At 40.0% G+C, this 15,198-nt stretch carries 12 protein-coding genes; 5 read left to right on the top strand and 7 right to left on the bottom strand.

Translation table 11 applies throughout. From position 1 onward, the window contains the following. Positions 1-212: 212 nt before the first annotated feature. On the bottom strand, positions 213-1,679 hold the full coding sequence (locus J4N24_RS05380; protein WP_207532637.1) for a glycosyl hydrolase family 28-related protein: 1,467 nt from the start codon (positions 1,677-1,679) through the stop codon (positions 213-215). A gap of 304 nt (positions 1,680-1,983) precedes the next feature. Beyond that, positions 1,984-3,498: a sensor histidine kinase gene (locus J4N24_RS05375; RefSeq protein WP_207532636.1), complete on the bottom strand. Its 1,515-nt coding sequence runs from the start codon at positions 3,496-3,498 to the stop codon at positions 1,984-1,986. Between the two features lie 663 nt (positions 3,499-4,161). On the opposite strand from J4N24_RS05375, the gene J4N24_RS05370 reads away from it, so the two are divergent. Continuing rightward, entirely contained in the window at positions 4,162-5,589 is a 1,428-nt protein-coding gene (locus J4N24_RS05370) for an MATE family efflux transporter (RefSeq protein WP_242691519.1), read from the top strand. A gap of 3 nt (positions 5,590-5,592) precedes the next feature. Here J4N24_RS05370 and J4N24_RS05365 read toward each other — a convergent pair whose 3' ends face one another. Then, a complete protein-coding gene (locus J4N24_RS05365; protein ID WP_207532635.1) occupies positions 5,593-6,027 on the bottom strand; it encodes a BLUF domain-containing protein in 435 nt (144 codons plus the stop codon). Between the two features lie 91 nt (positions 6,028-6,118). Further along, complete coding sequence (locus J4N24_RS05360; protein ID WP_207532634.1) at positions 6,119-6,817, bottom strand: hypothetical protein; 699 nt, start codon at positions 6,815-6,817, stop codon at positions 6,119-6,121. A gap of 294 nt (positions 6,818-7,111) precedes the next feature. Here J4N24_RS05360 and J4N24_RS05355 point away from each other — a divergent pair, with 294 nt between their 5' ends. Continuing rightward, a complete protein-coding gene (locus tag J4N24_RS05355) occupies positions 7,112-8,143 on the top strand; it encodes an acyltransferase family protein (protein ID WP_207532633.1) in 1,032 nt (343 codons plus the stop codon). 362 nt (positions 8,144-8,505) lie between these two features. After that, positions 8,506-9,618: an AraC family transcriptional regulator gene (locus tag J4N24_RS05350; RefSeq protein WP_207532632.1), complete on the top strand. Its 1,113-nt coding sequence runs from the start codon at positions 8,506-8,508 to the stop codon at positions 9,616-9,618. A gap of 418 nt (positions 9,619-10,036) precedes the next feature. On the opposite strand, the gene J4N24_RS05345 is transcribed toward J4N24_RS05350, so the two are convergent. Both J4N24_RS05345 and J4N24_RS05340 read right to left on the bottom strand, forming a co-directional pair. Continuing rightward, complete coding sequence (locus J4N24_RS05345) at positions 10,037-10,321, bottom strand: hypothetical protein (protein WP_207532631.1); 285 nt, start codon at positions 10,319-10,321, stop codon at positions 10,037-10,039. A gap of 410 nt (positions 10,322-10,731) precedes the next feature. After that, complete coding sequence (locus J4N24_RS05340) at positions 10,732-11,283, bottom strand: YciE/YciF ferroxidase family protein (RefSeq protein ID WP_207532630.1); 552 nt, start codon at positions 11,281-11,283, stop codon at positions 10,732-10,734. 181 nt (positions 11,284-11,464) lie between these two features. On the opposite strand from J4N24_RS05340, the gene J4N24_RS05335 reads away from it, so the two are divergent. Together J4N24_RS05335 and J4N24_RS05330 are read left to right on the top strand one after the other, a co-directional pair. Beyond that, positions 11,465-11,839 carry a VOC family protein gene (locus J4N24_RS05335; protein ID WP_207532629.1) on the top strand — a complete coding sequence of 125 codons (375 nt, stop codon included), beginning with the start codon at positions 11,465-11,467 and terminating at the stop codon, positions 11,837-11,839. A 983-nt stretch (positions 11,840-12,822) separates the two neighbouring features. Continuing rightward, a complete protein-coding gene (locus J4N24_RS05330; RefSeq protein WP_207532628.1) occupies positions 12,823-13,881 on the top strand; it encodes a response regulator in 1,059 nt (352 codons plus the stop codon). On the opposite strand, the gene J4N24_RS05325 is transcribed toward J4N24_RS05330, so the two are convergent. Further along, the gene (locus J4N24_RS05325; protein ID WP_207532627.1) at positions 13,875-15,014 is read right to left on the bottom strand and encodes a sensor histidine kinase; all 1,140 of its coding nucleotides are present in this window, start codon (positions 15,012-15,014) and stop codon (positions 13,875-13,877) included. The two genes, J4N24_RS05330 and J4N24_RS05325, sit on opposite strands and share 7 nt — an antisense overlap. Between the last annotated feature and the right edge of the window lie 184 nt (positions 15,015-15,198).

Below are 15,198 nucleotides of genomic sequence, written 5' to 3'. Positions count from 1 at the left end.
CCGTCCCGGAAATCCGGGGCAAATTTACGGACTGGCAGGACTTAGTTTCGTCATAGCTATGGCACGTATTTGACAAGCTTGTGCAAGATTATTCTTCGTTTAAAACATTTCTGAACCTCCTTGCTGCTAAAAAACTTACTATTTAAGAAGTAGATAGACAAGGAAAGGCTCTACGTTCATCGTACAGCCTTTCCTTCTTTGTGTTTGTTGTTTTATTTTACTGCAACCGGTGTCATAGAGGTGCTGTAACTAACACTCTTATTGGAAAGTTCGTTCACGTTACCGCTGCCTGTTATATTGGAGAATGTATTGGTGATCATACCCAGCCAGGTGTATCCCGTTTTCCAATAATTGTTATTAATATAGATGTTTTTACTGCCGGCCAAAGCCTGAGCGCGGATACAGTGGCAATTCGTGTAAACGGTATTGCCAGAAACGGTGATGTCTGAAACTACGCGGGTTGTATTATAGGTACCTAAAACAATAGCTGAAGAATTACCTTTAGAAGCACGTGTATCAATAGTATTGTTCTGGATCTTAATATTGTTGAGGTTATAGCTGCTTCCTCCTAATTGAATTCCACCAACATTATCATTTTTGGTCTTAACATTATTATTTGCAATAGTCACCATTGTTGCATCTTCCTTGAAGCCACCAGAGATGGCAATACTTCCTGCTGTGATAGTATTATAGGTTAAGTTATTGTAAGAGCCGAAGATCTCTAAACCACTGCGGTGATTTCCAACCCCTCCGTTCATTACGTTCTTCGTGATCGTTGAACTCATGAAATATCCAGAGATCCCATTGCCACCGCGACCATTAGGATCGTTGAAGGTGTTGTTAGAAATAGTGGAATTTCTAACATAAGCTGCTGCACATTCGATAGCGAATTGAATACCGTTAGTGTTATTGAATGTATTGCCGGAGATATTTACATTAATGTTGTCCTGACTTTGCAATTGAAACCCTGGAGAAGATGCATTTTGTAGTCCCCACCGGGTAAATTGATTTCCCGTTACAATTACATCTTTTGTTCCTCTTAGTTCAACCAAACTGCGACCTGCATCTGTGAATTTACAGTTGATCACACTAAGGCCTACTACCTGATATGCGTTCATTCCTTTTACGGTTAGCGTGCCTGCATCACGGCTTCCTGAGAAGGTTACATTCTCAAAGGATACTGTCTTTACATTATCTGTTACATACATAGCAACTAATTGAGCGCCAGTATTCCCCGCATAGTTGGCATTCAATTTAATGTTCTTGATCTTTATATTGCTTTTTTGAGTTGGAACCCGGAATACCCTTCTGTTTGTGGTTGAACCATTGTTTAAGAAGATCTCTGTGCTTTCACCTTGCCCCTGAATAGAAGCATTGCTTGGAATGATTATTTCATTGGAGATCAAAAATCTTCCGGCCGGTAGTACCAGGGTCTGACCTTTTGCAGCATATGAATTTATTAAATTCTGCAAATTTGTACGGTTGTCTGTAGATCCATTCCCATTTAGACCTACCGCGTTCGGTGTTAATATTCCTGTGCTACTACTAGTAGTTGTTGATATAGCTGCTACTTTTTCAGTGATCTTAAACTCTTGTTCTTCTGGAGTGATATTGTCTTTCTTGCAAGCAAATAAACTTAGGGCGGTAAAGACAAATGCCCCTTGATAAAACCTTTTCATAAATAAACTCATAAACTCATAGACAATGTACACCCTTACGTACCGGGTTGAAAGGGCGTTACAACGATTTTAATTAAAGAAATTAGACTCTAAACTCTTTAACTTTTAAATTAAGATCTGTGCCAAATGTGCGTTTTGTGAGAAAAAGCCCCTTTAACAGCGATCCTGGCTGTTTGTTTCAAAATAAGAAAAATGAAAATTGTGGAAACATTCAACAAGGTTTGGTGTATGATTCAACTAGGCTTGCAGAACTTTGTCAAGTAGTAATTACAATGTTATGACAATCAGGTCGGGAAGGAGGGCATTAATTGGCTAATAGGATGATAGGCGGGATGGTTTTTGTCTTTAAGGGAAGATTAAACCAGAAAGTTGCTCCTTCTCCCATTTTACTCTCAACACCAATCTCCCCATCGTGAGCTTTAATGATCTCCGAGGAGATGTATAATCCCATTCCTAATCCTGAGAAGTTCTGCGAAGTGTTTTCGACCCTGAAAAACCGCTGAAAGAGTAAGGGGATCTTATCAGGATCTATCCCGATACCTTGATCAATTACAGATATTCGTAGCTTTTCTTCCAAGTATTCTACCCTGATCAGGATGTCTCCTCCTTTAGGGGAGTATTTGATTGCGTTGGTTAGTAGATTAACTAATACCTGCTCCAATCTCACTTTGTCGCCCTCTATAAAGGCTGACAGATCGCCTTCCAGTTGTATAGCTCTTTCCTTCTTCTCGTAACGTACCTGATCTATTGCTTCTTCTATGAGGCTTTGCACCTGGAATGAAGCAATATTGATAAGGAGTTTTCCTGCTTGAATTTTCGTTACATCCAGGAGATCGTTCACTATCCAGGTTAATTTTTTAATTTGCTTGTTAGCTATCTCTATGAAGGGTTGGTTTTTTCCGCCATCTTCTGATCTTCTTAGATTGCTCTCTACAATTTGCAAGGCGCCCTTAACACTTGTAATAGGAGTCTTCAGTTCGTGAGCAGCGATCGTCATAAACTCGTCCTTCTTGTTCATCAGGTCGATGGTGTTGATCAGCTTCTTACTGTTGTTGATATCCGTTATCTGAGAAATAAAAAAATCGGGAGTCCCGTCTTCATTCCTCACCAGCGATACCGTAAGTAAAGCCCAGGAGATGCTCCCATCTTTTTTGATATACCGTTTCTCCATTTGGTAGCTTCTTATTTCGCCGCAGAGCATCATCTCGATGTTTTTTTCATCATCAACAAGATCTTCGGGGTGTGTGATCTGCTGAAAGTTAAGTTCCAGTAACTCTGATTCGGTATAACCCAGGAAGTCGAGGACAGCCTTGATGACCCTTAGCCATTTTCCTTCAGCAGAGACTAAAGCCATTCCCACTGCCGAAAAGTTGAAGACGTTAGAGAACTGCAATTCTGCTTTTCTTCTTTTTTCGGAAACAGCTTCAAGATCTTCTGAGGTTCGCAGGTGTAGAAGCTGAGGCATGATCTTATAAAGGGCGTAGACAGTGAAAAGAGAAACCACACCGGTGATGAACTTCAGAAGCGCGCTAAAGCGGTAGGCGGGCCACCAGAATATAAGGGCATCCATGAGATGTGTAGATCCACAGAGCAGGATAAAGGCAATAAATAGCCAGACTATTTTTGAAAAGGGCAGATCTTTTCTTTGAGAAATGATACGGAACAATAGAAAGGGAATGGCGAAATAGGCAGCCCAAATCATTAATTCTGCTATAATATAGAGCCAACCGTGAAAGTCTGTCCATAAACCGCAGTTCCAGCGGGCCGGCCAGAATTCAGTAGAGAAGATATCTGAAAAAAAATTAATAATGTCCTGCATTGTTTAAGGTAGATCGCTGTTTCAAAAATAGGTTATTTTATTCTCAATAATTTTAATTAATCATTCATTAAAAATCATCATTTTAGCAAATTCAAAATTGCCTCTTAGCAGCTAATACTTTACCGAGTTGTGATGACCAATTTATTAGAAGGATGGCGACACGGTAGTGTCTGATAGATCTTTTATCCCTTTTGAAAGAAATAAAAGAAAGGGCGGATATGGGACCCGACCCTCTATTTTATTAACGCACTATTTTTTACGCGGGAAACCAGGTAAATGTTACAACATTGATCAGGTTTTCCGTTTAATTCCCTTTGCCCAGACCGCACACATCCTGTCAACTACTCCATTACATTATCTTTCATTCCGTTTGTTTACTCAGAGCTCCGTTACCCGGTGTTTCGGGTATTCCCGTCTAAATCTTTGCCTTGCCTGGAGAATGTTTGAAAGACTGCCCGAGGTACTGCACAAAATATGCGTTCTAAGGATCGTGTGAAGCAAGGTTTATTCCTCCGCTTGGGATCACAGTTTCTTTTCTGATTAACAATGTCGCAAATACCCCCGCAATTTGTCGAGATTGCTGCTTTCTATATTCAATCAGCTAAGTACCTTTGTAATAGCCTATAAAGCTGATTGCATTAACCTAAAACACCTCCGAGACCTATGAATGAAGCAAACATTGATCAAGAAATGTTCCGTGAGCCCCGCTCTTCAATTTGGCAAGAGCTTAAGGGGGCTATTATGGGCACGGAAGCAGACTATACTAAAATCGGTCTTAAAAGAGCAATTTTTCTTCTGGCTGTACCCATGATCCTTGAACTGGTAATGGAATCGACTTTTGCAGTGGTTGATATTTATTTTGTAAGTCGGTTGGGTGCTTCTGCTGTGGCCACTGTAGGGCTTACCGAAACTTATCTGTTCCTGCTGTATTCTATTGCCATGGGACTGGCAACTGCTATTACAGCTACTATTGCCAGAAGGGTAGGCGAGAAGAATAAGGAAGACGCATCTATCGCTGCGGTACAATCTGTTTTTTTGGGGGTTCTGGCTTCGATACCCTTTGCTTTAGGTGGGATTTTTTATGCGAAGGAACTACTTGCTTTGATGGGAGCGGACGAATGGTCAATCAACCATGGTTATCATTATACGCAATGGATGCTTGGCGGGAATTTGGTGATCGTACTATTGTTTGTAATTAATGCCATTTTCCGTGGTGCCGGAGATGCTGCTATTGCCATGCGGATACTCTGGATCTCTAATGGTTTGAACATTATTCTTTGTCCTCTTTTGATCTTTGGATATGGGCCCTTTCCTGCCTTCGGAATAGAAGGGGCAGCGATAGCTACTAACCTCGGCCGCGGTATTGGTGTGCTTAGTCAAATCTATCTTCTACTAAAGGGAGGCAAACATATCGGGGTGAAGTTATCACAGGTGCGCTGGCATCTAAAGATCATGGGGGGCATTTTTCGCACAGCTTTAGGAGGAATAGGTCAGATGATCATCGCCATGACCTCCTGGATCTTTCTGATGCGTATCCTTGCAGAAGTAGGAAGTGAAGCTGTAGCGGGCTCGACGATCGCGATGCGGATCATGATGTTTACCATGATGCCGGCCTGGGGCATGTCTAATGCTGCTGCTACATTAGTGGGGCAGAACCTTGGAGCTGGTAGTCCCGACCGGGCCGAGTCGGCTGTATGGAAGACAGGATGCTATAATATGATATTCCTGCTTTGCGTTTCGGTGATCTACTTCTTTTTTAACCGTTCTTTAATGCAGATTTTTACTCAGGATGAGAATGTGATCAGGGTGGGAGCAGAATGGCTGCGTATCTTATCCTTCTCTTATTTCGTTTATGGCTGGTGGATGGTTTCCACTTCTGCCTTTAACGGGTCGGGAGATACCAAAACACCAACGCTGATTAATCTGGTTTTCTTTTGGTTGATCCAGATCCCATTATCCTATACGCTGGCGATCCATTTTAACCTGAAGGAAGCGGGTGTATTCTGGGCTGTCTTTGTGTCGGAGACTTCTGTGGGGATTTTTACTTTATGGTTGTTCAGTCGCGGAAGCTGGAAGGTGGCAAAAGTATAAGTATTAACTATTATTGATAATAAAGTTCTTAACCAGAATCGAGGAGATATGATCTATTTTAAGGTATTCTTCAAAGTATTCCAATTGCCCGGGAGTTTTAAAGGTGTCGAGCTCTTTATAAATACTTGGGGCAAGGGCCTTAAATGCTAAAGGGTAATCTTCGAAGCAACGGAAGGGAACAGGGCCATCGTAAATCTTAATGATACTATGATGGTAGGGATTTTTCTTTGATTTTTGATAGGATTCGTGCACTTTCTCTTTATCTCCTTCAACGAGAATAAGATTATTATTTCTGGAAAAGACGCATAGGCCAGTAAGTGTGTTACTCGTTCTGGACAAAAATCCTTCCGCGAGTATGTTCGCTGACAATGCCGCACAAAGGTCTTTTATTCCTGTACTCAATGTAATTATGCACCAGATGTTACTTTCAGTAAACATAGCGAAAGGCCGAGATGACTGCTTTATACGCTATGTGTACGTAAAAGGTTATAAAAAAATAATTAAAAAGCTTTTTGGCGAGGTTATTTTTTTAGTAGTATAGACCTTGAGGGCCAAAACAAAATTTCAAACCAACAGAGGCAAAGCCATACATATCAGGAATATTACTCCAGGGAGAGCCGAAAGATGCATCATTATAACCATCTAGTCCTTCACCTGCCGTAATATTTAACTGGTAGTTGATATTAAAGATATACCTGGTATAACCCCAACGGTCTACAATGTTAAAGTTCATCCCTGCATTGACCGGAACGGTAACATTGGTGCTTTTATCTGTTCCCGGGAATTGCCAACCCGTACCTGGTTGTATTCTGACTATTTTATCCTCTTTGATGCTGTTTTTTATTACGCCAATTCCAATCCCCATGTATAAGTGTTTGATGGCGTACAGGAAATTGCTGTTACGAAAGTCAATTACCTGTCCCAAATGGACTTTCGTGCCAAGAGTTAGGGTACTATAATTATTTTGGAAGAATCGCAGATGCGGGTCCCTCATTCTATCACCCCCGCTAAGTATCCCTTTTTGTAATTCCAGTCCGATAGTTGTAAAAGGCGTGACGAACCAATCGAGTGCTCCTCCAATGGTTGGTGCAGGGATCTTTTTTGAGACGTCGGCAAACGCCGTGTTAGGACCCGCAAAGCCCCCGGCCGCCAGCCGGTAAAAATTGTATTGAGAGAAGGTTTGGGTAAAAGTAAAACATGCAAAAACTACGAGTAAGGCCCTTTTCATTGTTATATTACTGTAAGCGGATAAAGTATAAAATGCCTAATGAGATAGGTTTGGAGGTAAAAGTACAAGAGTGTAGGCTTCTCTTAAACTGAAGTGATTAGAATCATTGCTGTTCCGTTTTTGCTCAAGAAGAGGTGTGTTCCAGATCATTTTTGGAGAAGTAAAAGGGGCGTAGAATTGAGTAAAAATACAGTGTACCGCGCGTGTTGACAATAAACTCTTGATAGTGTTTTCAGTGCTGAAATTCTTTTTTAGTTTTGGCTAAGCAATATTTCTTATAAATCCTGAACCATCATGTCTGAGAAACCCTACTCACAATCCATACAGAATCTTCGAACGATTGCGGTAATCGGGGTAGTGCTTCATCATGCAGTGTCAGGAATTTACAGAGGGGGTAATAATCAGGATCTTCCAGGCTTTCTTTATCTGCAGCTTGTGAATTATGGAAGTATACTTTTTATGGTCATTTCAGGCTATTTCTTTGAAAAATCCATTAAGAAGTATCCGGTAAAGGAACTGGTGAAAAAGAAATTCAGGAATATCCTTCTGCCGTATCTTCTCTTTGTATTTCCATGGTTCTTTTTCGAATATTTCATTTCACCTTACTATGGAAAGGAAAGAGGCCCTGAGGTAACAGTAGGCGAGGCAATTAATACGGTTTTATTTAAAACAAACTACTGGTTCATTATCAACCTGATCATTATTCAATTATTAAATTTCTTTATCACGAAGGTAAGTCAGGTAAGGTGGCTGGTCTTGCTTTTTACAGTGATCACCCTTTTTTATTCGGCTAATATTTATCTCAGACTTTTCGAAAGTGCCCATTCCTATGCTTTTCTCGGCTTTTTGTCTTTCTTTTTTTGTGGCCGGCTGATCTATCGTTATAGTAATGTCTTTCAAATGGTTTACGAGAAAGTTACTGGCTGGAAATATTATCCTTTCGCTTTTCTACCTCTCCTGGTGTTGTTTTATGCGGTTGCTATTAAAGAGTCGCAGTGGATCCATCGTCACGACCCCTATACTGACTTTGGAAACGTGCTGCGTTTATCTAATATACTATTTACTGGACTCCTGCTGCTGATCTTCTATCGGAAAAGAGCTAAGTTTAACTTCGGCAGAGCTTTTACTAATAAAAGCGTTTTTCTGATCTACCTTACTCATCCCTACTTTATGCGTATTGGTTCCTTTATCATTAACCGTTTTGATATTTCGTCATGGGTATTTGGTATGAGTGGGATCCTTATGAATATCTCCTTTGGAATAGCAATTCTTATGTTTTCTTTAGGAGCTTCCAGACTGTTACTAAGCTGTGGATTCTTGAAGTAGGATCATCGATGCAGGGAGGCGTTCATAAAGATTCTAAAAGGCACATCAGACTGAACGAAATTAATTCAATGAACAATCGTTACACGCCGTCGGGAGAATTTTGTTTTACTGCGTTTTAGGTTAATAGTGTAAGAAGTCAAAAAAAATCCTTATCATAGTCCTTCTCGTAACAAGTTGAGCGGCTCATCGTACAAACGGAGAGTCGAATAAATGAGATTTAGAAAAGGCGCTGCTTGCGTTGGTAAAGGGGATTTATGGTTTTCTGGAATTTGATTGCAGGTGCTGCAAATCTGTTTCTGTTAATTTTCTGTTTTCATCTGTTTTTTTCAGGCAGGGGAGATCGTTTTCTCAATCGTCTGCTTATGGTGCCCTTCCTTGCCAGGGTGGGCCAGGACGTTTTGTTTATGTTGATCAATTCCAGGGAACTTATAAACTATCCTTATCTGATTAAAAGCCTTGCTCCAATAAGTTTCGTTGCTCCGGCATGTTTCTATCTCTACATCCGGTCTTTTATTCAAAAGGAGAAGGGGTTGAGAAAGCAGGACTTCTGGCACTTCGTTATTCCTACCCTGATCCTGATCGAATCTGTTTATACCGTTCTTTTTTCTGGTGTTAATTCAGATGTGGTAGCACAGGAGGCAATGGAGAAGGGTTTGTTTTTTACAGCGGTCAAGAATGGCTTATTCCCGGTTTACTATTACTATTTTGCACGACATGCTTTGTTTCTCTGGTATCTTTTGCTCGGTTGGAGGGAATTTGGCAGATCTGAAATAATTAAGAGACGAGAAGATAAGGAGAGGAAATGGCTATTTGCGATCCTGATTTCGACTACACTGGCTCACTTAACCAGCATTTCCTTATTTATATCCCATTGGGGAGAAGAGTTACCCATAGTACATAACCTTATTCCAATCATCATCACTACAAAATATCTTACGCTTCTTGGTTTTATCATTTATATGGTTCATCAGCCAACGCTGCTTTATAATTACCTTTTGTTGCGTGGGGATGCCTGGAATGATTTGAAGGAAGGGGAGGTACAGGGAGTTTTAGTACCGGAGCAAGGAGATGAAGAGACCGGTTCTGGTGAAGAAAAGGTAGTGAGACGGTCAAAGATTTCGGAAGAATATGCTCAGATCTATTTTGAGGCAATTACCACCTATATGGAAAAGGAAAGACCTTTTTTAAATAGCAATTTTCAGATGCTTGACCTGGCAAAGGATTTGGCTATCCCTTCCCATCATTGTTCTTATGTGATCAATACCATTTTAGGTAAAAACTTTCGTGACTGGGTCAATGCTTACCGTGTTCAGTCATTTATTGATTCTTACCCTGATAAGTCTTCGTCAATGACCGTAGATGGAGTTGCTTTTGAGTCTGGTTTCAATAGTGTTTCTACCTTTTATCGGGCCTTCAAAAAGGAAACAGGTATGATGCCATTAACCTATTTCAACGATCTGGAACAGATCAGCTAAAATTAGTAGGCTTAAAGAAATGGCCTTTAAGAGGCTTCAGGGCGGTTTTCTCCTGCAAAATACTTGCAAAATTAGATAATGATAGAGCTTTTCATGCTGTTTTAGTAATTGCCCGCTCTGGCATTTGTAATTTTGAATCCTTAACTGTAATCATATTTTTCTTATCTGTTTGTAAAGATTGCTTATGCCAAAGATCAACCGCTGCAAATTCGACTTACACTACTGGAGATATAATCCTGAAGGTAGAATAAGGTTCTGCGACTGCTGTGGGCTGGAGCAGTCGCGTACCCGGAACATGCTTTTCAACCGATGGATAGTTCGCCAGCGGAAGATGAAAATGACTTAAGGAAAAAAGCCTGAACATGGCGCGTCCAGGCTTTAGGTAGGGCTGATTACAAAAGAGGTATCTTGTTTTAGGTTACACTATCTCTCCTTCGAAAAGTTTTTTTAATGCACTTACTTTTTTAAACACCTGAATAATATCTTTTTTGGTATTTGCTAACGTAGAGAGAAATATGGAAATGTCAAAGCTATTCCTTGCTTCGTCCCTTTCCACCAAGTGTAATTTAACCTTTGAACTACTTAGGAGCGCATCCTTGAGCTGGCAGTGGTTGGTGCTGATATCTGCTTCGATCTTATTTGCTGCAAGCCGAAGAAAACTTATCTGTTTACTTATCATTTGCAAGTTTTGCTCGTTTTTCATCAGTTTTGTAATTGGGATGCAGTTCCGTAAAACGGCCGATAAATAATTCAATTGGTCTTGAAAGTAATTGACATAGTGCAGTTTCATGCGGTTTTGGAAGTAGATTTTGGAAATAACATTTTCTCCTTTCACCGGTAATACAGCCAGTCTTTTCCTATTGATGCTTTCTTGCGATAGTTTCCCGCTGTGTTTTAGAAGGAAAAACCCGGAGATATAATCTGCAACTTTAAGCCTTTGGTTTCGATAACTGCGTGGATAAATTCTGTTTACCTTACCTATATCTCCCATAAAATTTGTGGGACTGAACCGAAAATTCTGATTTAACTGATACATGACCTGATGTTTTTCATTGTTGGTGTTTGTAGTTTTTATGGAACTACCGATTAAGGCCTACAGACTGATAATTAGGATCATGGCAAGGAAAAACCGTTGGCATGAAGATTTCCAACTCGTTCGGGAACCTTCGCCTTGCTATTTATTTCAAATTCTGCAAGCTGCGATAGCCTGTCGTCTATCTGTTTTTCATTTACTTCTATCTCGTGAAAGATGGTGGCATACCTGGGCATGTTCAGGGCATTGGAAAAAGCAGCTGCTGTGCCATAAACACTGATCTTATAATGGTTAATACTCTGTATGCAAGCAAGTAATGCGGCATCCCTTAAAGGATGGTCCAGACAGAGGTCTAGTATCTCCGCGGTTTCCTGAATAAAGGCGTTCATCACCTGGTTCTCAACACTCTCTGAAGTAATCCCTTCATCCAAAATAAACTTATCTAGTTTCTCTGAATGTTCGCGGATCATGTTCTCATATTTTTCTAATACTGATCTTAATTTGTAGGATTCTGTATGCTCAAGCCAGTTAGGAAGAATGTGTCCTAAATGGATTTCGGCGACCTGAAATTTACATACTTCATAATTCAGCAAATTTTGGAGGTTTTCCAGTTTTTTTATAGCAGGTTCCATATCATAGCTGTAAAATGTTAAGTAAATTTAGGAGGCATTATGGTTTTCAGGACTGACCAAAATCAGGTCGCGATTTGATTTTAATAAGAAATACCTTTTATTGAAAGAATTTTCGAAACTCTTTTAATTCAAGTTGTAAGCTTGACTTTCAATTGCTTATATTTTCAAAAAATAAACCTTTATGAAAAAAGTAACTGGCCTTGGAGGCGTATTTTTTAAATGCGAAGATCCGAAGGCAATGAACGAATGGTATGCTAAGAATCTGGGCTTACCCAACAGTGATTATGGGGCCACCTTTGAATGGCTTGATGCCGCTGACCCCTCGAAGAAAGGTTCTACTACCTGGTGTACCTTCCCACAGGATACCAAACATTTTCCCTCTTCTAAACCCTTCATGATCAATTACAGGGTGGAGAATTTGGACCTCCTGTTGGAGGAGCTTAAGAAAAATGATGTAACTATCGTGGATGAAATTGCCGAATATGATTATGGGAAGTTTGTCCATGTGCTGGATCCGGAGGGAAATTTAATTGAACTTTGGGAGCCGAAAGATTAACAGAAGCAATAGAAGAGCTGGTTGAGGCTCTTCTATTGGTTGGACTTTCAAGTATTTAAGCGGGTTCACTTAAGCTCGCCTGGCGGATGCTTCTGGTGCGAAACAGCTACTTTATGGTAACTTCTTTATGTTGCAGGCGAACAGCTGATAGTGCCCGGTGGAAGGTTGATTTAGTAGCAAATTAAGGAATCTTTTGTGAAAAAAGTTACCTTAAATAAATAGGTGAGGTCTATTGATTCAAGGTAACATTCAGGTAGTTGTAGGGGCGCAACTCCTCTTTACAATGTCATCATTCAACTTTAAAAGTCGGTTTTTTGTCTGCGGCTCTCATTGTAATTTTGTTAAAAAATCTTAGGATTGTTAACAATAAGGTGCTTTAAAATAAAGATAATTAAAAGATTTTAAAAAAAAGCAATTCTAGGAGAAAAAGATTACCCCTTTTGGAAAACTGTAAACAATTACTCAACCCCTTTGATAGGGAAAATTGATAAGAATCAGCTCTTTATGCGATTATTGCCAGTTTATGGCAGTAACAGGGTATTTCTATTAAATTTAATAGTTCATCAAAGAAGACTAGTGAATTGTATAGTAAGCGGTCTTCCTGTGATCTCATTGAATTGCATTTGCAATTTGAGAGGAGGATCTTATGAGTATCGACTACAGATTAGCGTTCTTTGAGTTACAAAAGTGTAAAGGCCTTTTATACCTGGCCTCGTCATCCGTGACAGCGAATGTTGTAACAACAATTTTAGGAAATTAAGATTCGAGATAGATAAGTGATTGCCTTTTTTTTGTAAATGCTTTACTTAGAATGTTTTAAGTTTTGTTTGCCGTATTGATGATGATTTGAATTACCAGGGGAACTTGGTATATTTAATTGATCGATTATTGATCAAGCCCCTTCTGCCTAATTTTGAGATCTGTTTTTTGTGAATAGGGGAGCAGGGCCGTTTGTATATATTTGATGTACTACTGTGCTGCCAATGAAAAAAATCCTACTGATTGAAGACGATAGTAATCTAAGGGAAAATATAGCAGAGATCTTATCTTTATCGTACTATAGTGTTGTACTGGCTACTGATGGAAAAGAGGGGGTTGAAAAAGCTCTGAGGGAAAAGCCCGATTTGATTCTTTGCGATGTTGCAATGCCTGGCTTGGATGGTTTTGGTGTACTTCATGTAATAAGTCGCCATCCTGATACAAGTACAATTCCCTTTATATTTATGACAGGGAGGAGAGAGTTGGGAGATTTGCGAAAGGGGATGAATATGGGAGCAGACGATTTTCTGATCAAGCCTGTCGGTGAGGACGATCTTCTAAATGCGATTGAGATCCGGCTAAAAAAGACTGAGCGGCTAAAGAGAAACATAGCGCCGGATAAAGCAGGGTTGAGTGAGTTCATGCATGAAGTGAATCAATCTGAGCTATTCAATCTGTCGAGCACTACCCACGACATTCATCATTATAAGAAGAAACATCTGCTTTATTCAGAGGGAGAGAAGCCGGTGTATGTTTATTTTGTGATCCGGGGAAAGTTAAAGGGTTTTCTGATCAATGAGGATGCGAAGGAGTTCATTACCAATATGTATACTAAAGGAGATTTCTTTGGCTACACTGCGGTAATAGAAGATATCAATTATATGGAAAGTGTTCAGGTACTTGAGGAGGCTGAATTGATGCTTATCCCAAAATCTGACTTCCTGCAACTATTGAATAACGACAGACAGGTAGCGGCAAAATTCATCGCAATGCTGGCGCATAACATCCGGGAGAAGGAAGAGAAGCTTTTGAATTTAGCCTATAATTCTTTGCGGAAAAAAGTTGCGAAGGGAATTATAACAGTCATTGATAAGTTTAAAGATGAAAAACACGGGAAGCCTGTGGTGGAAATTTCCAGGGAAGATCTAGCCAATATCGTGGGTGCAGCCCAGGAATCCCTGATACGGACCCTGAAGGAATTTAAAACGGAAAACCTGATCGAAATTGTGGATGGTACAATTTACGTTGTGAATGAGAATAAGTTAAGGCATCTGCTTTATTGAGGCTCGCCGGCTTCTTTAGCTTGCTTTGGCAGGGTGAACCAAAATACACTTCCTTTTCCTTTTTCTGTGTCTACACCGATCTCACCTTCATGCTCTTTTACTATTCCATCAGCAATATATAGCCCTAAACCCATGCCTGAATTGCTGTTCTTAGTTTCACCCTGGAAGTACCGTTTGAATACATGCTGGACTTTCTCTTTTGATATACCAGGGCCGAAATCCTGAACAGAAATTTTTACCGATGCACTAAGTTCTTCGAAACGTAGTATTATATGATCTGATTTCGGCGCGTGTTTCACAACGTTATTTAGCATATGGGTAATCACATGATCCAATTTATCCCGATCAGCATAAACAACGAGATCCCGTGGCCCTTCAATTCTTATTTCATATTTGCCGTCAAGTATAAGGGGCTCGCTAGAGGATTCCAGTAGTTGGTAGAGATTAAAGTGTTGCTTTTTTAACTTAAGCTCGCCTTCGGAAATCCGGTTCGCACTAAGAAGAATGTATATAAGGTTTTGAAGCTTGGTAACGCTAAGGTTTGATTTGTCTATAAACCGCTTTATTTCTGTAATATTTATTTTCTTGTCAAGGAGTTTTGAGATAATTTGAAGGGAAGCTTTCAGGCTGGTAAGTGGAGTTTTTAGTTCGTGACTGGCAATGTTCACAAATTCCTGCGTCCTTGAGGAAATGGTTATAATCTCCTCTTGTTGCTTATTTCGCTCTTCCTCAATCTGTTTCTGTGGAGTTATGTCTTCAATTAATAGTGAAATTCCTAGTAATTGTCCGTGTTCGAATACTGGGGTATATTTTGTTCGGGTCCAGATAGAAGTTGAGTTATAAACTACATGATCTTCAACTTTTATGATTTCTCCTCTTAATGCCTTTTTAAAACTTGCTACAAAGCGTTCGTCGACTTTATTCTGAGTATCACGGGCAAAGCTAAGGATGCTGTCCCCTGGCTTAAGCTCGCAGTTATGAAAGATTCTGCTATTGGTGGCGGCCTTTTGATTAAAATATCTAATGTAGTAGTCGGGAGAAACGAAGAACCACACATCGTCGAAACTATCGAATACCGCACTTAAAATATTTACTGCTCGCTCCATAGGGTTGAAGCTCGAAAAATATGGCATTTTGTTAAAAAAACCAAAAAAAAAGGCGTATTAATACGCAGTTTATAGATCTACGTATTTGGACTTGTGGAAATATTAACGCCTTACTTTGGCTTAGGGGAAAGAGCAGATGAACGAGTTTCTGTGATCCAGACCTGCTTGCAGAATCTCTTGGTTGGGCGCTACAGCTAATAATTCAGGAGAT

It is taken from the genome of Desertivirga arenae (assembly GCF_017355785.1).
Classification (GTDB): domain Bacteria; phylum Bacteroidota; class Bacteroidia; order Sphingobacteriales; family Sphingobacteriaceae; genus Desertivirga; species Desertivirga arenae.
The sequence above is the reverse complement of the archived record's forward strand: the minus strand, read 5'-3'. Positions and strand labels throughout refer to the sequence as shown.